Below are 19,118 nucleotides of genomic sequence, written 5' to 3' on the forward strand. Positions count from 1 at the left end.
GGCGCCCGGCCTGCGTCCAGGCTGACCTGACCGGCCGCCTTCGGACCGAGCTGATCGAGAGGATCTGCCAGGACCGGAGGAGCCGGACAGGCGGCGCGGTCGGACGACGCGCGCGGAGCAGGGCGCGCCGAAGCTGCACCAGATCGAGGTGCAGACAGCCCGGGGCAAGAACTTGGCGCTTGCGTGCGAGGAAGCGGAGATCTCTGAGCAGAGTGCCTCACGCTGGCGCAAGGCGTACGCCGGTCTCCGAGTCGATCAGGCTCGGAAGATGAAGGATCCAGACCGCGAGAAGGCTCGGCCGCGGCGGCTCGTGGCCGATCTGACCTTGAAGAAGCAGATGTTGGCGGACGTGGCGGCCGGAGCCTCGTAGCATCCGAGCGACGCCGCTAGGCGGTTGCAGATATCCGGGAGAGGTACGGTCTTCCGGAACGCCACGCCTGCCGGACCGTCGACCAGCGCCGCGGCACGCGACGCGATGTGCCCTCCGTGTCGGCCGAAGAGGACGCGTTGACCCCTGCCATCATCACCCTGGCATCCGAGTGCGGGCGCTGCGGCTGCTGCCGTGTCACCGCACTGCTGCGAGCGGATTGCTGGCAAGCGGGCCAGGATCGGGTTCGGCGCATCGGGCGTCGCGAAAGGCTCGAGGTTCCGCAGAATCCCTTTGACCAGGGAGGGCGTGACGACCGCGCGTCGCGACGGCCGGGAGATCGGCGCTGACACAGGCAACGCCCCGGGCTTCGAGGACCTCGCGTGGGCCCCGGGCCTCGCCGACCGCCGGCTCGGGATGCGCGGCCCGATTGTCCAAGAAAGCCTCGCTTGGCAGATGGGAAGGCCGTTGACGATAGATGACGATCATAATAGATTATGGGCGTCATATCAAACCGTCGAGGGCCCGCGGGGGAGCCGGCGATGGATGCGGACTGGTCATCGTACGCACCGGCTTGGCCGGCCCGGATTTCCGTGACCCTGAAGCCAGCCTTGGTCCAGGCCTCCGAGGTCGCGCCGGCCGCGGGGATGGTCGAGGGTAGCGGCGCCGAGATCGAGGGCCTTGAGCAGTTCGGAGGCCCCATCGGCGTGACCATCGTCGACGCCAACATCCAGGTCTCGGATGGCCGGCCGGGGCTCCTGTCCAATACCCCCGAAGCCGGACGAGGGGGCCCGACCTCCCGAGTCCGCTCCTCGGGCATCGCGTAGCCGGCCGCCGAAGCTGTCACGGACGAGGAAGCCCTCATGGACATCAGGACGCGCCGACTGCTGACGGCCCCTCTCCTGCCGACACTGGCCCGGATGGCCGTGCCGAATGTCGCGGTCATGGTCGTCCAGACCTCCATCGGCCTGATCGAGACCTACTTCGTCGCCGAGCTCGGCACCGACGCCCTCGCCGGAATGGCGCTCGTCTTCCCGGTGGTCATGCTCGTCCAGATGCTGTCCGCGGGCGGCATGGGCGGCGGCATCCAGTCGGCGGTCTCGCGCACCCTGGGCGGCGGTCGGCAGGACGCGGCGGGTCTGCTCGCGTGGCACGCCGCCGCCATCGGCCTCGGCCTCGGTGCGGTGACCAGCCTGCTCGCCTTGACCCTGGGACCGCGCCTCTACGCGGCGATGGGCGGTACGGGTGCCTCGCTCCGGGCCGCGACGGCCTACGCGACCGTCGTGTTCGGCGCGGCGATCCTGATCTGGCTGTTCAACGCGCTGGCGGCGGTGATCCGCGGGACCGGCAACATGGCGCTCCCGGCCGGCGTCACCTGCGCCGGGGCCGTCCTGCTGATCCCGCTCTCGCCCGCGCTGATCTTCGGGTGGGGGCCGTTCCCTCGCCTCGGGGTCGTGGGCGGCGGTGTCGCCTTCGCCGCCTACTACGCCGTCGGCGCCACCGTCTTCGCCGCCTACATCTGGTCCGGCCGAGGTGTCCTGCGCCCGAGCCCTCGCCCGCCGAGGCTGACCTGGGCGCCGTCCCGCGAGATCCTGCACGTCGGCCTGCTCTCCGGCATCGCCAGCATGACCTCCAACGTCACCGTCATCGCCGCGACCGGCTTCGTCGGGACGGCGGGACCGGCGGCGGTGGCGGGATACGGGACCGGCGCGAGGCTTGAGTACCTGCTGGTCCCCCTGGTGTTCGGGCTCGGCTCGCCGATCGCCGCCCTCGTCGGGACCGCCCTCGGGGCCGGGATGCACGCACGCGCCCGTCAGGCCGCGCTGACCGGCGCCCTCGTGGCGGGTGTCCTGACGGAGGCCATCGGCCTCACGGCCGCCCTCCATCCTGCCGGGTGGCTCGGCCTGTTCGGGCACGATCCGGCGATGCTCGCCACCGGCTCGACCTACCTGCGCGTCGTCGGACCGTTCTACGGATTCTTCGGGGCCGGCCTTGCCCTCTACTTCGCGGCCCAGGGGGCCGGGCGTGTCGGCTGGCCGCTCGCCGCGAGCGTCCTTCGGATGGCCGTGGCCCTGGGGGGAGCCTGGATCGCGGCGAGGCTCGGGCTGGGCTTGGTCGGGATGTTCGTCGCCCTCTCGGCCGGCTTCGTCGCCATGGGCCTCGTCAACGCGGCCGCCTTCGCGACCGGCCGGATGTTCCTGGCGGAGCCCGCGCCGAGCACATCCCCTGTTCCGCCAAGCCTTACGGCGGCCGCCAATTCGGGACGCTGAGACGAGGCCTGCGACGCGGACGAGGCCGATGGGTGTCGGCGCCTCCGAGGCGAACGGCGTCCGCGTCCCGGGGCCGCGTCTCCTTCGGGATGAGCGGGGCGCCCGCCTGTCTCGAGGCGACGGTGCTGGGAGCACCCGAGGAGCAGTTCGGCAGGATCCTCGAACCGACCGACCCGCGCTCGTGATCCATGACGGAGATCGCCGATGAATCCTCCGAGACCCTGGACCGGATTGGCGAGGCCCTCGGATCTGGCTTGCTTTCAAAAATGATGACCATAATTTATATCGAGCCGCGGCGGGCAAGGTGCCGCGTGGATCGGAGGGCGATATGAGCAAGGGCAGCATTAAGACCGCGGTGGTGACAGGCGCCTCGTCCGGCATCGGGCTGGAGACGGCGAAGGCCCTTCAGGCTGCAGGCTACCGCGTATTCGGGACCAGCCGGAGGGCGTCCCCGGCCGTGGACGGCGGGATGGCTACCATCGTCTGTGACGTCACCGATGAGAGATCGGTCACTGAGATGGTCGAGACCGTCTTCGGCGAGACGGGGAGGATCGACCTCCTCGTGAACAACGCCGGCTTCGGCATCAGCGGCGCGGCCGAGGAATCGTCGGTCTCGCAGGCTCAGGCCATGTTCGACGTGAACCTGTTCGGCGTCATCCGGACGACCCGCGCCGTGCTTCCCCTGATGCGCGCGCAGAAGGGCGGCCGGATCGTCAACGTCAGCTCTGTTCAGGGCCTGATCCCGGCCCCCTACATGGCGCTCTACGGCGCCAGCAAGCACGCCGTCGAAGGCTACTCCGAGTCGCTGGACCACGAGGTTCGTGGGCAAGGGATCCGGATCGTGCTCGTCGAGCCCGCCTTCACCCGGACGGCCTTCGACCGGAACCTCGTGCGCCCCGACGCGCCGCTCGGCATCTACGAGGCGGAGCGCGCCGGTCGGGACCGGTTCCTGAGCGAGGTCATGAAGTCCGCCGATGCGCCCGAGGTCGTGGCGAAGGTCATCGTCGAAGCCGCCACCGCGACGAGCCCGAAGCGCCGTTACACGGCGGGCCCCAAGGCGAAGCAGGTCAGCCTGCTGCGCCGCTTCGTGCCGGCCACCGCCTTCGACAAGAGCTTCCGCAAGGAGATGCGCCTCCCGCAGGTCCCGTGATCGCGAGTCCGGAGAGGTCGCGGATCCGGCGCGTGTCGGCGTGCAGGGGTTGAGATCGGCCGGGCGCCAGCGCCGTCGATCCTGACCCTCCGCGCCGCGTCGCGCGATGGCGAGTTTGGGCAGCGCGGAAGGGAGTTCTCACCAGGCACACCGACAGCACCCGCAGCTCCGCACCGCTTCGTCGACGTGTGGTGGAATGATCCGATCTGGCCAAGGCAGGGCGAAGCCTGGACGGCCGCGCCTACCTGCGGGCGATGAAAGTCGGGGAGGCGCGCCTCCGCCGCCGGCCGCGCTGCCGGGGATCCAAGTCGATCGCCTCGTCAGAGAGCTCGGCGGCCTCGTGAAGCGCCGAGACGGTCGGGTTCGAGGCCATGGGCTTCGGCGACCCTTCGCCGCCAGGAATGCACCGACCGAGAACAGACCGTGGGTGGCTCTGGTGGCCCATAGTGCCCACGTGCACCGCGCGTTCCGCCTTTGCTCGCGGACTGACTAGCGATCGTTCCAGGACAGAGCCTTGTTGCCCAAAGGCTTGAATGGTCGGAGTGGCGGGATTCGAACCCACGACCCCTAGTCCCCCAGACTAGTGCGCTAACCGGGCTGCGCTACACTCCGACGCCGCTAGGGCTCGCGGCTCTTAGCCTCCGCGCCGCGCCCGCGCAAGCCCTTCGGCGCGCGGGCCGCGCGGATGTGCTGGCTCTCGCGGGTCAGGCCCGCTACGGGGAGGCCTCGCCCCCGCGATTGCCAGAGGATCATGACGGACCGACCGATCGCCTTCGATCTCACGCGCCTCGTCACGCGGCTGCGCCACGCGAGCCCGTCGGGCATCGACCGCGTCGACCTCGCCTACGCGCGCGCCTATCTCGGCCGAGCGGAGACGGGCGTCGGCGTCGTCTCCACGGCGTTCGGACCGCGCATCCTCGACCGCGCGCAGGCGCTGGAGATCGTCGAGGCCGTGGCGGCCGGCTGGGTCGAGGACCGGGACGCCGCGTCGGACCCGGTCTACCGGCGGCTCGCGTCCCGCTGCGGCGATCCCGCCGCCGCGCCGGCGCCCGGCACCGCACCGCAGGCCGGGTCCGCCGACCGGCGGCGGATCCAGGCGCGCAAGACCGTCGACATCGCGCTGCGCGGCCGGTCGGTCGCGATCCTGCCCCGGGACGCGCTATACCTGCACACCTCGCACCTGCGCCTCGACGACCCGCGGCGGTTCGACTGGCTCTATACCCGGCGGGACGTGCGGGCGGCGTTCTTCGTCCACGACCTCATCCCGATCACCCACCCGGAATACGGCCGGTCCGGTGAGGCTGACCGGCACCGGGCGCGCCTGCGCACGATCGGGCGGCACGCCTCCGCCATCCTGGTGAATTCGGAGGATACCGGCCGGCGCACCCTCGCGCATCTCGCCGCCGAGGGGTTCGGGCGGCCGCCGGTGGCCGTGGGCCATCTCGGGGTCGAGCCCGCCTTCGGCCACGCCGGGCCCCGGTTCACCCCCGACCGGCCGACCTTCCTGGTCTGCGGCACCATCGAGTCGCGCAAGAACCACCTGCTGCTGTTCCAGATCTGGCGGCTCCTGGCCGAGCGCCACGGGGCGGCGGCACCCCGGCTCGTCGTGGTCGGGCGCCGGGGCTGGGAGGCGGAGAGCGCCATCGACATGCTGGAGCGCTGCCCCGGCGTGCGCGCCCACGTCATCGAGGCCTCGGGATTGTCGACCCACGGTCTGGCGGCACTGATGCGCAGCTGCACCGCCCTGCTGATGCCGTCCTTCACCGAGGGCTACGGCATCCCCGTCGTCGAGGCCGCGGCCTCGGGGCTGCCGGTAATCGCCTCTGACATCGCCGTCCACCGCGAGATCGCCGACGGCTTCGCGCTGTTCCGCGATCCCCTGGACGGTCCGGGCTGGATCGAGGCGATCGAGGCGCTCGCGCGGCCCGACGGGTCGCTCCGCGCCGAACTAGCCGGCCGTCTGACCGGGTACCGGCCGCCGGACTGGCCCGCGCATTTCGCGGCCGTGGCGCCGACCCTCGCGGCGCTCTGACGGCGACCGCCGATCCGCGCCGGACCCAGACGCCTGCCCGCCGGCCGACGGTCGCGGCCCGCGACCGCGGGACGACGACGCACGTTGCGCCGCCGGAGTCTGACGAATAAGGAAAAGCGTCAGTCAGCCAGCCTGGCCGAGAGCGGGCGGAACGGAGATCCTGCCGATGCGGGTGGTCGACCTCGATCGCGAGACGGTCAAGCAAGGGCTCGATGACGGCTCGATGCTGCTCATCGACGTCCGTGAATCGCACGAGTACGAGGCCGGGCACATCCCCGGCGCCGTCTCGCACCCGCTCTCCGGCTTCGACCCGCAGGCGGTCGCGGCCCTCGTCGCCGAGGACGGCCGGCGGGCGGTGTTCTCGTGCGCCTCGGGCGTCCGCTCGGTTCACGCGCTCATGGCGGCGCAGAATGCCGGGCTCGACCTCGCCGAACACTACAAGGGCGGTTTCAAGGACTGGTACAGCGCGGGCGAAACTGTCGCCTAATCTGCCGTTTCAATCCGGCTCGCGGGACCGTGATGTGCGTTCGCGCACAAGCAACACCGTCGACCGCGGGTTACGGCGCACCCGCGGCGGAACAATCGTCAAGCTCGGCGCGACCGGACGGTCGGCCAACGGACAGCAGGACCCGATGCGCAGCCGGCTTCCCAGCCTACTCACCGTCTTGTCTGGCCTGATCGCGGCTCTCGCGGCAGGCCCCCTCGCGACTTCGGCCCGCGCGCAGGCGCCGGGCGGCCCGCCGCCCAAGGTCACCGTGGCCAAGCCCGTGGTGCGCCAGATCGTCGAGCAGGATCAGTATACCGGCCGCTTCGACGCGATCGATTACGTCGAGGTCCGCGCCCGCGTCACCGGCTACCTCGAGAAGATCAACTTCGTCGACGGCCAGACGGTGAAGAAGGGCGACGTCCTGTTCGTGATCGACCGGCGCCCCTACAAGGCGGCGCTGGAGCAGGCCCAGGCGGCCCTGGCCTCCGCCAAGGCGCGCCAGTCCTTCTCGCAGACGGACCTGGAGCGCGCGCAGACCCTGTCCCGCAGCGGCAACATCTCCGAGCAGGTCACCGACCAGCGCCGGCAGGCCTCGCAGACCGCCCAGGCCGACGTCGACAGCGCCCAGGCCGCCCTCAACAACGCCCAGCTGAACTACGACTTCAGCGAGGTGAAGGCGCCGATCAACGGCCGTATCAGCCGCCGCCTGGTGACCGAGGGCAACATCGTCAGCGCCGACCAGACCATGCTGACGACGATCGTGTCCCTCGACCCGATCTATTTCAGCTACACGGTCGATGAGAAGTCGTTCCTCAAGTACCAGAACAGCCTCGGCATCGGCATGGGCCAGACCCAGCAGGGTAAGGGCGTGCCGATCCTGATCGCCCTGTCCGGCGAGGCGAAGCCCACCCGCAAGGGCACGCTCGACTTCGTCGACAACCGCGTCGACAACGCCACCGGCACGATCCTGCTGCGCGCGACCGTCCCGAACCCCGACCTGTTCATCAAGCCCGGCCTGTTCGGCATCGTCTCGATGCCGGCGACCAAGCCGTTCCAGGGCATCCTGCTGCCCGACGACGCCGTGGCGGCCAATCAGGACAAGCGGATCGTCTACATCGTCGGGCCCGAGAACGTGATCCAGCAGAAGGACGTCGTGCTGGGACCGAAGGTCGACGGCTACCGGGTGATCCAGTCAGGGCTGAAGGGCGACGAGACCGTGGTGGTCAACGGGCTGTCTCGTGTCCGTCCGGGCGCGAAGGTCACCCCCGAGACGATCGAATTGCCCCCGAGCAAGACCTGAGCCCGCGCGGCTCGACACGAACGCCTTCGTGCGCGCCGCGCGGCGCGCCCCGCACCGACGACGCAGGGCCCCGTCCGGGAGACCGGCGGGCCTCAGAGGTTTGACCGATGCGTTTCGCCCATTTCTTCGTCGACAGACCGATCTTCGCGTCCGTCACGTCGATCGTGTTCCTGATCCTCGGCTTCGTGGCCTACGAGAGCCTGCCGGTCTCGCAGTACCCCGAGATCGTGCCGCCGACCGTGACGGTGCGCGCCTCCTACCCGGGCGCCAACGCCGAGACCGTGGCCGCCACGATCGCGACGCCGATCGAGCAGGAGGTCAACGGCGTCGACAACATGCTCTACATGACGTCGTTGTCGACCAACGACGGCAACATGCTGCTGACCGTGACCTTCAAGGTCGGCACCAACCTCGATATCGCGAACGTGCTGGTGCAGAACCGGCTCTCGGTGGCGCAGCCGCGCCTGCCGCCGGACGTGCGCAACCTCGGCGTCACGGTCCGCAAGGCCTCGCCCGACCTGATGCTGGTCGTGCACCTGCTCTCGCCGAACAAGACCTATGACCAGAATTACCTCGCCAACTACATCTACCTGAACATCCGCGACGAGCTGCTGCGCCTCGACGGCGTCGGCGACATCACCATCTTCGGCGGTAACGAGTACGCCGAGCGCGTCTGGGTCGACCCGAACAAGCTCGCCGCCTACGGCCTCTCGGTCACCGACGTCACGACGGCCCTGCAGGAGCAGAACGTGCAGGTGGCCGCCGGCCAGCTGAACGGTCCGCCGGCCGCCAAGGGCGAGGCGTTCCAGCTCGTCGTGCAGTCGCAGGCGCGGTTCAAGACGCCCGAGCAGTTCGCCGAGGTGATCATCAAGGCGCAGGACGGGCGCCTCGTCCGGGTCAAGGACATCGCCCGCGTCGAGATGGGCCAGAAGGACTACACGACCAACTCGTTCCTCAACGACACGCCCGCGGTCGGCATCGGCGCCTTCCAGCGGCCGGGCACCAACGCGCTCGACGCGGCGGCGTCGGTCAAGAAGGTGATGGAGGAGGTCAAGAAGAACTTCCCGCCGGACGTCGAGTACCGCATCGCCTACAACCCGACGGAGTTCATCGAGGAATCGATCCACGAGGTCTACAAGACCCTGTTCGAGGCGGTCGGCCTCGTGGTCATCGTGGTCCTGGTGTTCCTCCAGAGCTGGCGGACCGCCCTGATCCCGGTCATCGCGATCCCGGTCTCGCTGATCGGCACCTTCGCGGCGATGGCCGCCTTCGGCTTCTCGCTGAACAACCTGACCCTGTTCGGGCTGGTGCTCGCGATCGGCATCGTGGTCGACGACGCGATCGTGGTGGTGGAGAACGTCGAGCGCAACATGGCCGAGGGCCTGTCGCCGGGCGACGCCGCCCACAAGACCATGGACGAGGTCGGCGGCGCGGTCATCGCCATCGCGCTGGTGCTCGCCGCGGTGTTCGTGCCGACGGCGTTCATCCCGGGCATCTCGGGCCAGTTCTACAAGCAGTTCGCGCTCACCATCGCGGCCTCGACCCTGATCTCGGCCTTCAACTCGCTGACCCTGTCGCCGGCGCTCTGCAAGCTGCTGCTGGTGCCCCACCACGCCCGCAAGGAGCCGAAGTTCTTCCTGACCCGGTTCGTGAACTGGCTGGCGAACGGCTTCAACCGCGGCTTCGACGCCACGTCGAACGCCTACGGCCGAACGATCCGGGTGCTCACCGGCGGGATCGTGGGCTTGGGCGTGATGCTGCTGGTCTACGCCGCGGTGATCGCTGGCACGCTCCACCTCGCGCAGACGACCCCCACGGGCTTCATCCCGGACCAGGACCAGGGCTACCTGATCGGCGTCGTCCAGCTCCCGTCCGGCTCCTCCCTCGACCGCACCACGGAGGTGTGCCTGCGCGCCGCCAAGCAGGCCCGGACGGTCGACGGCGTGGCCAACGCGGTGATCATCGCGGGCTTCGACGGCGCGACCTTCACCAACACGACCAATGCCGGCGTGATGTTCCTGACCCTCAAGGGGGCGAAGGAGCGCGCGGAAGTGGGTCGGAGCGCGGCCGTCATCACCGGCGACGTGCTGAAGGCCACCTCGGACATCCAAGAGGCGCGGGTCATCGTCATCCCGCCCCCGCCCGTCCGCGGTCTCGGCAACGGCGGCGGCTTCAAGATGCAGATCGAGAGCCGCCAATCCTCGGATATCGGCCCGCTCATGGCCGCCGCCGGCGAGGTGATCGCCCAGGCGAACCAGAGCGCGGACGTGCAGCGCGTGTTCACGACTTTCGACAACTCGACGCCGCAGCTCTTCCTCGACATCGACCGCACCATCGCGCGGATGCTGAACGTGCCGCTGGCCAACGTGTTCTCGTCGGTCCAGGCGGATCTCGGCGGCACCTACGTCAACGATTTCAACACCCTGGGCCGCATCTACCAGGTGCGCTTGCAGGGCGACGCGGCGTTCCGCACGTCGGTGCAGGACATCTCGCAGATCAAGGTGCGCTCCTCCACCGGCGCCCTGGTGCCGATGGGCACCCTCGCTTCGGTGCGGGACGTGACCGGTCCGCAGATCGTGCAGCGGTTCAACCTGTACTACTCGGTCCCGGTGCAGGGCGTGGCCAAGCCCGGCGTCTCCACCGGACAGGCGCTCACCGCCATGGAGGAGATCGCCAAGAAGGCGCTGCCCGACGGCTACTCGTACGACTGGACCGAGATCGCCTACCAGCAGAAGGCGGCGAGCGGCACGGCCGGCGCGGTCTTCGCCCTCGGCGTGCTGCTGGTCTTCCTCGTGCTCGCCGCGCAGTACGAATCCTGGGCGCTGCCGCTCGCGATCCTGCTGGTGGTGCCGACCGGCGTGCTCGCCGCGCTCGCGGGCGTGCAGTTCCGGGGGCAAGACAACAACATCCTGACCCAGATCGGCCTGATCGTGCTCATCGGCCTCGCGGCGAAGAACGCGATCCTGATCGTCGAGTTCGCGCACGACATCGAGCAGCGGGAGCATCGCGGCCCGGTCGAGGCGGCGGTCGAGGCCTGCCGTCTCCGCCTGCGCCCGATCCTGATGACCGCCTTCGCGTTCATCCTCGGCACCCTTCCGCTGGTCGTGGCGACCGGCCCCGGCGCCGAGATGCGCCAGGCGCTCGGCACCGCGGTGTTCTTCGGGATGATCGGCGCGACCTTCTTCGGCCTGTTCCTGACCCCGGTCTTCTACGTGGTGATCCGCCACTTCTCGATCTGGCTGGGCCGGTTCCGGAAGAAGCACACGCACGGCGATCCCGGCGGCGCGGCCCCGGCCCACGGCTGACGGCATACGCCCCCCGGGCCGCGGAACGATGGAAGCCGCGCCGGATCCGCGAGGATCGGGCGCGGCTTCCGCGCGACGGGCGGGGGCACCCGGTGTAGAGGCTCGCGGCATGCACGCCCTCGGTCGCCTGATTCTAGGGGCCTTCGCCCTCCTGCTCGCTGTCCCCACGGGTCTCGCGGTCCTGGTCCTGGCGCTGCTCGTCGACCCGGCCGCGCAGGCCTGGCTGTCCGGCGGGGCGCTCGCCGGACTCGACATGGCCCTGCCGGACCTCTCGGCCTGGCTGCCGCCGGAGGGGCTCGCCCTGCTCCTCGCCGGCCTCGCCAAGGCGCTGTTCGCGCTGCTGTTCGTACCCCCGGCCGTGATCGGCTTCGGCGGTGAGATCCTCGGGCGCCGCGGCCTGCTGTGGTACGGCGCCGGCTGCGGGCTGCTCACCGCCGCCCTCCCCTGGCTGACGCGCGGCGCGCTCCGGTCCGGCGGCGCCCGCGACGCCGCCCTCCTCGCGGGCGAGGCGCGCCTGACGCTGATCCTGTTCGCGGTCGGTGCCAGCGCCGGCCTGGTCTACTGGCTGGTCGCCGGGCGCGGCGCGGGGCTCGTCCGGGACGGGCATCGCCCCGAGGGGACCTGACGCCGCCCGGCACGTCGCCCTTGGCCGCGGACACGCGGGCGCGCTACAGGGGAGCCGCCACGACACGGTTCCCGATGCTCACCCTCCGCTCTCTCGCCTTCAACATCTGCTTCTACGCCGTCACGACGGTCCTGGCCTTCGCCGGCCTGCCCATGCTGGTCTCCGGCCGGTCGGTGCTGCGGCTCGCCCGCGCCTGGGGGCGGATCACCCTGTGGCTCCTGCGGGTCGTCGCGGGAACGCGGGTCGAGTTCCGCGGGCTGGAGAACATCCCGGCCGGCCCCCTGCTGGTGGCCGCCAAGCACCAGTCGGCCCTGGAGACGCTGGCCCTCTGCACGGTGCTGCCGAACTTCGCCTACATCCTGAAGAAGGAGCTGCTGCTTATCCCGCTGATCGGCTGGTACCTGTCGCGCAGCGGCATGGTGGCGATCGACCGGTCGAAGGGCAGCCGGGCCATGAGCCTGATGAACGCCGCCGCCGGCGCGGCGATCCGGGACGGCCGCCAGCTCATCATCTTCCCCGAGGGCACCCGGCGTCCGGTCGGGGCGCCGCCCGCCTACAAGCAGGGGCTCTCGCACCTCTACACCGCCCTGAACGTGCCTTGCCTGCCCGTGGCGCTGAACACCGGCCTGTTCTGGTCGCGCAACAGCCTCGTGCGCCGGCCGGGCCGGGCGGTGATCGAGTTCCTGCCGCCCATCCCGCCGGGCCTGCCCCGCCAGGAGTTCCAGGCGCTGGCCCAGGAGCGGCTCGAGACGGCCTCGAACGCCCTCGTCGAGGGCGGCCTCCAGGGCCTCGCAGCCGAGGGGCACGCCGTGCCGGCCGACGAGGCGCCGGCCGCCGCAGACGCCCGACGCTGAGCCGTTCGCGAGCGCGGTTTTCCGCGTCGGACCGGCGCCCGGCGGCTTGTGGATAACGGGCATCGTCGCCACATCTCGCTCTAGGAACGTCGCCCTTGACGCCTGTGGATATCGCGCGTTAGGTTAGAACAAATGGCGAACAGAAGAGCCCTGTCCTGGTCGGCCGCGCTCCGCGACCTGAAGGACGATCGCACCCGGAGGCAGGATGTGCGTGAAGAACGCCTCAAGACGACCGCGGGTCTGCGCGGCTCCCCCGCGCTCCCGCTCTCGGCCTGGCGCGGCCGCTCCGGCCGGCGCTACGTGGTCGGTGTCCACCCGGCCGGCGGCTTCGACCTCGACGAGATGGCGCAGGCCGTGGTGATCGCCGTCCGCCGGGACAACGCCGGCATCGCCGAGATGGTCTCGGTGGCGAGTTCCAGCGAGAGCCCGCGCGACCACCTGCGCCGGACCTGGCTCGACCGTGTCCGCCGCCGGGGCGCCACCGAGATGCACGTCCACCGCCTCGCCGAGAACGAGGCCGAGCGGACGGCGATCGTCGAGGATCTGCAGGTCGACACCGTCGAGCCGGCGCAGGTCTGACCGGGAACGCGCCGCGCGCGGACGGATCGCGTCCGCGGCGGTCGACCCGTGGCGGTGCTGCCCCAGTTTCGCCCCTTGCGTGGCCACAAGCCGGGGTCACGATGTCCCCGCGGGGACGGGTCGGGGAGCGGAACGCATGGTGCAGGATCGGACGCGGCCGGAGGGTGCCGCTGAGACAGCTCCGGTACGGGGCGCGCGGCGATCCCGGCGGGGGCTGTTCCTGCCCTACATCCTGCTCGCACTCGTGGTCGTGGGCTGGTCGGCCGGCTGGCTGTGGATGCGGGAGCGCGCGGCCAGCGAGATCGACGGCTGGATCGCCCGCGAGGCGACCGCCGGACGCACCTGGACCTGCGCGGACCGATCCCTCGGCGGCTACCCGTTCCGCCTGGAACTGCGCTGCAGCGCCGTGACCCTCGAGCGCGCCGACGGGCGCTTCCGGCTCGGCCCGAGCACAGCGGTGGCGCAGATCTACCAGCCCCGCCTGGTCGTCTTCGAGAGCGCGGGCCCCTTCCACGTCGAGCAGGGCCCGCTGACCGGCGACGCGTCCTGGACCGCGCTCCAGGGCAGCTTCCACGGCGCCGCGGGGGGCTTCAGCCGCGCGTCCCTGGTCGTCGACAAGCCCGACATCACCGTGACGGGCGCCGAGCCCGGCCCGATCGCGGTCTCGGGGCGGCACCTCGAGCTGCATGCCCGGCCGAGCCCGGGCCGCTTCGACTCCGACGGCGCCGTGGATGTCAGCCTGCGCCTGAACCAGGCGGCGGTTCCGCAGCTCGACGCGGTAACCGGAACGCAGGATCCGGCCGACCTCGCCCTGGACGCGACCCTGACGCAGGCGACCGTGCTGCGCACCGGGACGGTGGCGCGCGAGCTGGAGCGCTGGCGTCAGGCCGGCGGTGCCCTGGACCTGACGGCCCTGTCGCTCGCCAAGGGCCCGCAGCGCGTCCAGGCGAAGGGCAGCCTCGCCCTCGACGCCGCCCACCGGCCCGCCGGGCAGATCGACCTGCGGGCGGCCGGCGTCGACGCGCTGGTCGGCAGCATCGTCGGCCAGCGCTTCGGCTCGGACCGGGGCGCGCTGGTGGGCCAGCTGGTCGGCGGGCTCCTGGGGCTGGCCCAGCGCCCCGGCCCCGACGCGCCGGCCGACGGGACGCCGCTGAAGGCGCTCCCGCCGCTGCGGCTCGTCGACGGCAAGCTCGTCTTCAGCGGCTTCCCGATCCCGAACGTCTACGTGCCGGCCCTGTACTAGGCGAGCGGCCCTGCCGGCCGGCACTGCCGGGTGGGCGGTGCGGGCGCGACCGGTATGACCGCTCGGCGCGCCGCGGGCCTGCTCGTCGGTGCGGGATCGGCTATAGGAGGCCGATGGCCTCCTCCCCGCCCCCGACCCGCGTGAAGATCTGCGGGCTCAGCACCGAAGCGACCCTGACCGCCGCTCTGGAGGCCGGGGCGGACTGGATCGGCCTCGTGCACTTCCCCCGCAGTCCCCGGCACGTGGCGCTGGCGGGGGCCGCCGCGCTGTCCGCTCTGGCCCGCGGCCGGGCCGAGCGGGTCATCCTGCTCGTCGATCCGGACGACGCGCTTCTCGCCGCGTCCGTCGAGGCGGTGGATCCGGATCTCGTCCAGCTCCACGGCCGGGAGAGCCCGGAGCGCGTCGCGGCGATCCGTGCCCGGACCGGGCGGCCGGTGATGAAGGCGCTCGGCATCGCGACGTCGGCGGATCTCGCGGCCCTGCCGGCCTACGCGGCGGTCGCCGACCGGATCCTGCTGGACGCCAAGGCGCCGCCGGACGCCGCCCTGCCGGGCGGCAACGGCCGGCGCTTCGATTGGGAGATCCTGCGCGGCGCCGCGCTCCCGCCCGGGACCATGCTGTCGGGCGGACTGGATGCCGGAAACGTGGCCGACGCCCTCGCCCGCACGGGGATCGGCGCCGTCGACGTCTCGTCGGGTGTCGAGACGGCGCCCGGGGTGAAGGATCCGGCGAAGATCGCGGCCTTCGTGGCGGCCGCGCGCGGCCGGCGCTGAGGGGGCCGCCTCAGCGCGGGGCCGGCAGGGCCGTCCGGCCGGTATTCGGGACCGTGTAGACGCCCGAGGTCTCGGTCTCCGGCGCGTAGGCCCGCAGGCGGGTCGCCTCGCGCTCGTGCCGGACGGCCTCGCGGCGGTGATAGCGCGCCCGCGCGCGGGTCTTGCCCTGGCCGAGCCACGTGAAGATGCCGCCCACCACGATGCCCAGGGCCACCGCGCCGAACAGGATCGCGTAGAGCGGGAGATCGACGCTGAAGACCGGCGCGTCCACGTTGAACGGATCGAAGGAGAGCCGCACCGGCGCGCGATTGGCCACCGCCAGGAGGATCACCAGGGCGGCGATCGGCAGCAGCACGAGGCTCTTCAGGAAACGGATCATCGCGCTCACAGGTCCTTCCTACTCGGCGGCCGAGGCATTCTCGCCGATCCCGGCGGCGTTCAGGCGCTGGCGCATCTCCTTGCCGGTCTTGAACACGGGGATCGCCTTCTCGGACACGGCAACGGCGGCACCCGTGCGCGGGTTGCGTCCCCGGCGCGCCTCCCGGCGCTTGACCGAGAAAGCGCCGAAGCCGCGCAGCTCGACCCGGTCGCCGCGGGCCAGCGCGTCGGAAATGGTGTCGAGGATCGCGTTGACCAGGATCTCCACGTCGCGCTGGTAGAGATGCGGGTTCTGCTCGGCGATCTTGAGGACGAGCTCCGACTTGATCATGGCGTGGGATCTTCTCGCGGGATCGGGGCGGGCTGCGCGGCGGCGGTCGTTCAGGGTTCCGGGCGCCAGAGGGCGAGCATCCCGCCTCGGGCGGCCTCGGCCTCGGCGCCGACGGATCGCAGCCGCGCCGCCAGGCCTTCCAGGCCGAGGAGGTCGGCGCCGATCCCGGCGGCCGACCACAGGGAGAACCGGCTCTCCGAGGCAGGCTTCCAGTCCTTGATCGGCAGGTTCGTCTGGACGCCGCGGGCGCTCTCCAGCCACGCCACCGCCTGCCGCTCGCCGCCGAGCTCGTCGACGAGCTTCAGCGGCACGCTCTGGCGCCCGCTGAACACCCGTCCGTCCGAGACGGTGCTGAGCTGGGCCGGATCCATGCCGCGGCGCTCCGCGACGAGGCCCTTGAACCACGCGTAGGTGTCGCCCACCACGGAGGCCAGCGCGGCGCGCGCCTCCGGCGAGGTCGGGGTGAAGCCCGAGGGCTCGGCCTTGAGCGGCGACGACTTCACCGACTCGACCTTGACGCCGACCTTGTCCAGCAGACCCGAGAAGTCGGGGTACTGGAACAGCACGCCGATCGAGCCGACCAGGCTGGTCTCGCGCGCGACGATGTGATCGGCCGCGATCGCGGTGATGTAGGCGCCGGACGCGGCGGTGCCGTCCACGAAGGCCACGATCGGCTTCTTGGCGGCGAGCGCCCGGAGGTTGCGGAAGATCTCCTCCGAGCCCGTAGTCGTGCCGCCCGGCGAGTTGATCGAGACGATCACGCCCTTCACGGCGTCCGAATCGCCGACCCGCTTCATCAGCTTGGCGGTGGCCTCGCTCCCGGCGATGAAGCCCGAGACGGAGATGCGGGCGATCTGGGGCTGCACCGCGAAGGCGCCGTCCGCGCCCGTCCGCACCCGGTACCCGAGGGCCCCGACCGCCACGATGAGGCCGCCGACGCCGAGCACGCGCCAGAGGGACAACCTGCGGCGCAGGCGCCGCCGGTCAATCAGCAGTTCGGCATCGGCTGCCATGCTGTCGCTTCCCCTAAAGCACCCCGACCGGCCCCTCGACGGGGTGCGGGAGGCGTACCCCCGCGCCGGGCAAGTCCTTGGTTTCCTTCGGCTCGCCCGGCCCGAGCCGAGCGAGGCCGGTGTTCTAGAGCATTTTCCGCGGGCCTGGATACGGGGCGCGCGAAGAAAATGACGGGGCCGCCCGTCGCTGTCGCGTCGGGCGGCACGACCGGACCGGCCGCGCGCTCCTGGCAACCTTGGATTGCCGGCGCCCAAAGAAAAACCCGCCCGGGACCGGGGTCCCGCGCGGGTCTCAACCGTCGGCTCCGCCGCCCGGACAGGCCGGGCGGCGGAGCCAGTGTCTCACTCGTCGTCGGAGCGCTTCTTGTTGAAGGCGGCGCCGAGGATGTCGCCGAGGGAGGCACCCGAATCGGCAGAGCCGAACTGGGCCATGGCCTCCTTCTCCTCGGCGACCTCGAGGGCCTTGATCGAGACCTGCACGCGGCGGGCCTTCCGGTCGAACTGGACGACGCGGGCGTCGAACTTCTCGCCGGTGGCGAAGCGCTCGGGGCGCTGGTCGCCGCGGTCGCGGGCGAGTTCGGCCCGGCGGATGAAGGTCTGCATGTCGGTGTCGACGATCTTCACCTCGACGCCGGCATCCTTCACCTCGACCACCTCACAGGTGACGATCTGACCCTTCTTGATCTCGCCGGCCTCGGCGAAGGGGTCACCGCCGAGCTGCTTCACGCCCAGCGAGATCCGCTCCTTCTCGACGTCGACGTCGAGAACCTGGGCGCGGACCATGTCGCCCTTCTTGAACTCCTCGATGACCTGCTCGCCGGGACGGTTCCAGTCGAGATCCGACAGGTGGACCATGCCGTCGACGTCGCCCTCGAGGCCGATGAACAGGCCGAACTCGGTCTTGTTCTTGACCTCGCCCTCGACCTCGGAACCGACCGGGTGCTTCTCGGCGAAGGCCTCCCAGGGGTTCTGCAGGGTCTGCTTGAGGCCCAGCGAGATCCGGCGCTTGACCGGATCGACCTCCAGGATCTGAACCTCGACCTCCTGGGAGGTGGAGACGATCTTGCCCGGATGGACGTTCTTCTTGGTCCAGCTCATCTCGGAGACGTGGATCAGGCCCTCGATCCCCGGCTCCAGCTCCACGAAGGCGCCGTAATCGGTGATGTTGGTCACGCGGCCCTTGAGCTTGGCGCCCTCCGGGTAGCGGGCGGCGATGCCCTCCCACGGATCGGCGAGCAGCTGCTTGATGCCGAGCGAGATGCGGTGCGTCTCGTGGTTGATCTTGATGATCTTGACCTTCACGGTCTGGCCGATCGTGACCACCTCGGACGGGTGGTTCACGCGGCGCCACGCCATGTCGGTGACGTGCAGCAGGCCGTCGATCCCGCCGAGGTCGACGAACGCGCCGTACTCGGTGATGTTCTTGACGACGCCGTCGATGACCTGACCTTCCTCGAGGTTGGCCACCAGCTCGGAGCGCTGCTCGGCGCGGCTCTCCTCGAGGACGGTCCGGCGCGACACGACGATGTTGCCGCGGCGGCGATCCATCTTGAGGATCTGGAACGGCTGCGGGGTGCCCAGCAGCGGGGTGACGTCGCGGACCGGGCGGATGTCGACCTGCGAGCGCGGCAGGAACGCCACGGCGCCGTCGAGGTCGACCGTGTAGCCGCCCTTGACCTGGTTGAAGATCGTGCCGGTGACGCGGTCGTTGTTCTCGAACGACTTCTCAAGCTTGACCCAGCTCTCCTCGCGGCGCGCCTTGTCGCGCGAGATGACGGCCTCGCCGAGCGCGTTCTCGATCCGGTCGACGTAGACCTCGACCTCGTCGCCGACCTTCAGCTCGCCCTCGCGGCCGGGACCGGTGAATTCCTTGAGCGCGACACGGCCTTCCGTCTTGGCGCCGATGTCGATGACGGCCACGTCCTTCTCGATCGCGACGACGCGACCCTTGACGACGGAGCCTTCGGTGATCTCGTGTTCGAGGAAGCTCTCCTCGAGGAGGGCTGCGAAATCCTCGCGGCTCGGGCCACGCCCCAGAGCGGTACCTGCGGTCATTCTGTCTCCTGAACGGCCCCCGGCGGAGGCCCGTTGCGTCGGCGGCTCGCGTTGCAGGCGCCCCCGTTCGCCGCGGCCTTCCCGGAGTCTTTCGGGAGAGGCGACCGGTCCCGCGGGACCCGGTTTGCCGACGCGTCGATACGGATGACGAGGGCGGTCCGTCCGGCGGCCCGGCGGGCGCGCCAGAAGACGAGCGCGCGAGGGCGGATCCGGGAGGACGCGCGTCCCTTACAACATCGGCCTTGCGACTTCAACCGATTAGGGTTTTAGGCTCGCGGGGCGGAGGACGGTCCGCGGGGTCCGGGCGATATCGGTGGTCTTGCCGCCGGCCGCAGATCCGGCAAACTTGTCCGCCG

The 19,118-nt window shown here is 71.0% G+C and carries 16 protein-coding genes, 1 tRNA gene and 1 pseudogene; 13 read left to right on the forward strand and 5 right to left on the reverse strand.

All coding sequences use genetic code 11. The features are described 5' to 3' along the window. Positions 1 to 64: 64 nt before the first annotated feature. The 4 genes and pseudogenes from ABIC30_RS08335 to ABIC30_RS08350 form a co-directional block, all read left to right on the forward strand. A pseudogene (locus tag ABIC30_RS08335) lies at positions 65 to 651 on the forward strand (IS3 family transposase); the annotation flags it as partial. A 309-nt stretch (positions 652 to 960) separates the two neighbouring features. Beyond that, positions 961 to 1,194, forward strand: coding sequence for a hypothetical protein (locus tag ABIC30_RS08340; protein WP_158684234.1), 234 nt, complete (start codon positions 961 to 963; stop codon positions 1,192 to 1,194). A gap of 36 nt (positions 1,195 to 1,230) precedes the next feature. After that, the gene (locus tag ABIC30_RS08345) at positions 1,231 to 2,637 is read left to right on the forward strand and encodes an MATE family efflux transporter (protein WP_234082743.1); all 1,407 of its coding nucleotides are present in this window, start codon (positions 1,231 to 1,233) and stop codon (positions 2,635 to 2,637) included. A 328-nt stretch (positions 2,638 to 2,965) separates the two neighbouring features. After that, the gene (locus ABIC30_RS08350; RefSeq protein WP_100251308.1) at positions 2,966 to 3,787 is read left to right on the forward strand and encodes an oxidoreductase; all 822 of its coding nucleotides are present in this window, start codon (positions 2,966 to 2,968) and stop codon (positions 3,785 to 3,787) included. Positions 3,788 to 4,321: 534 nt separating this feature from the next. Here the strand turns inward: ABIC30_RS08350 and ABIC30_RS08355 are convergent. Then, positions 4,322 to 4,399 (reverse strand) — tRNA-Pro (locus tag ABIC30_RS08355). A gap of 139 nt (positions 4,400 to 4,538) precedes the next feature. Between ABIC30_RS08355 and ABIC30_RS08360 the strand changes: the two genes are divergently transcribed. From ABIC30_RS08360 to ABIC30_RS08400, 9 genes are all read left to right on the forward strand, one after another. Further along, positions 4,539 to 5,819, forward strand: coding sequence for a glycosyltransferase family 4 protein (locus ABIC30_RS08360; protein ID WP_234082739.1), 1,281 nt, complete (start codon positions 4,539 to 4,541; stop codon positions 5,817 to 5,819). 166 nt (positions 5,820 to 5,985) lie between these two features. After that, positions 5,986 to 6,306 carry a rhodanese-like domain-containing protein gene (locus tag ABIC30_RS08365; RefSeq protein ID WP_020092179.1) on the forward strand — a complete coding sequence of 107 codons (321 nt, stop codon included), beginning with the start codon at positions 5,986 to 5,988 and terminating at the stop codon, positions 6,304 to 6,306. A gap of 145 nt (positions 6,307 to 6,451) precedes the next feature. Beyond that, the gene (locus ABIC30_RS08370) at positions 6,452 to 7,606 is read left to right on the forward strand and encodes an efflux RND transporter periplasmic adaptor subunit (RefSeq protein ID WP_026604779.1); all 1,155 of its coding nucleotides are present in this window, start codon (positions 6,452 to 6,454) and stop codon (positions 7,604 to 7,606) included. Between the two features lie 107 nt (positions 7,607 to 7,713). Next, complete coding sequence (locus tag ABIC30_RS08375; protein WP_020092177.1) at positions 7,714 to 10,911, forward strand: efflux RND transporter permease subunit; 3,198 nt, start codon at positions 7,714 to 7,716, stop codon at positions 10,909 to 10,911. A gap of 109 nt (positions 10,912 to 11,020) precedes the next feature. Continuing rightward, on the forward strand, positions 11,021 to 11,536 hold the full coding sequence (locus ABIC30_RS08380) for a hypothetical protein (RefSeq protein WP_354454675.1): 516 nt from the start codon (positions 11,021 to 11,023) through the stop codon (positions 11,534 to 11,536). A gap of 74 nt (positions 11,537 to 11,610) precedes the next feature. Continuing rightward, on the forward strand, positions 11,611 to 12,390 hold the full coding sequence (locus ABIC30_RS08385) for a lysophospholipid acyltransferase family protein (protein ID WP_234082738.1): 780 nt from the start codon (positions 11,611 to 11,613) through the stop codon (positions 12,388 to 12,390). 132 nt (positions 12,391 to 12,522) lie between these two features. After that, positions 12,523 to 12,969 (forward strand): hypothetical protein, encoded by a 447-nt coding sequence (locus ABIC30_RS08390; RefSeq protein ID WP_012319408.1) that lies wholly within the window; start codon positions 12,523 to 12,525, stop codon positions 12,967 to 12,969. A gap of 136 nt (positions 12,970 to 13,105) precedes the next feature. Then, positions 13,106 to 14,212, forward strand: a complete 1,107-nt coding sequence (locus ABIC30_RS08395) for a DUF2125 domain-containing protein (protein WP_020092174.1) — start codon at positions 13,106 to 13,108, stop codon at positions 14,210 to 14,212. Between the two features lie 113 nt (positions 14,213 to 14,325). Continuing rightward, positions 14,326 to 14,985 carry a phosphoribosylanthranilate isomerase gene (locus ABIC30_RS08400; protein WP_020092173.1) on the forward strand — a complete coding sequence of 220 codons (660 nt, stop codon included), beginning with the start codon at positions 14,326 to 14,328 and terminating at the stop codon, positions 14,983 to 14,985. Positions 14,986 to 14,995: 10 nt separating this feature from the next. Here ABIC30_RS08400 and ABIC30_RS08405 read toward each other — a convergent pair whose 3' ends face one another. From ABIC30_RS08405 to rpsA, 4 genes are all read right to left on the reverse strand, one after another. Continuing rightward, a complete protein-coding gene (locus tag ABIC30_RS08405) occupies positions 14,996 to 15,364 on the reverse strand; it encodes a LapA family protein (protein WP_026604778.1) in 369 nt (122 codons plus the stop codon). A gap of 18 nt (positions 15,365 to 15,382) precedes the next feature. Further along, positions 15,383 to 15,694, reverse strand: a complete 312-nt coding sequence (locus ABIC30_RS08410) for an integration host factor subunit beta (RefSeq protein ID WP_012319412.1) — start codon at positions 15,692 to 15,694, stop codon at positions 15,383 to 15,385. Positions 15,695 to 15,744: 50 nt separating this feature from the next. Continuing rightward, entirely contained in the window at positions 15,745 to 16,707 is a 963-nt protein-coding gene (sppA, locus tag ABIC30_RS08415; RefSeq protein WP_020092171.1) for a signal peptide peptidase SppA, read from the reverse strand. Between the two features lie 342 nt (positions 16,708 to 17,049). Then, positions 17,050 to 18,762, reverse strand: a complete 1,713-nt coding sequence (rpsA, locus tag ABIC30_RS08420) for a 30S ribosomal protein S1 (protein WP_010683172.1) — start codon at positions 18,760 to 18,762, stop codon at positions 17,050 to 17,052. Between the last annotated feature and the right edge of the window lie 356 nt (positions 18,763 to 19,118).

Source organism: Methylobacterium sp. 1030, from assembly GCF_040544715.1.
Taxonomy (GTDB): domain Bacteria; phylum Pseudomonadota; class Alphaproteobacteria; order Rhizobiales; family Beijerinckiaceae; genus Methylobacterium.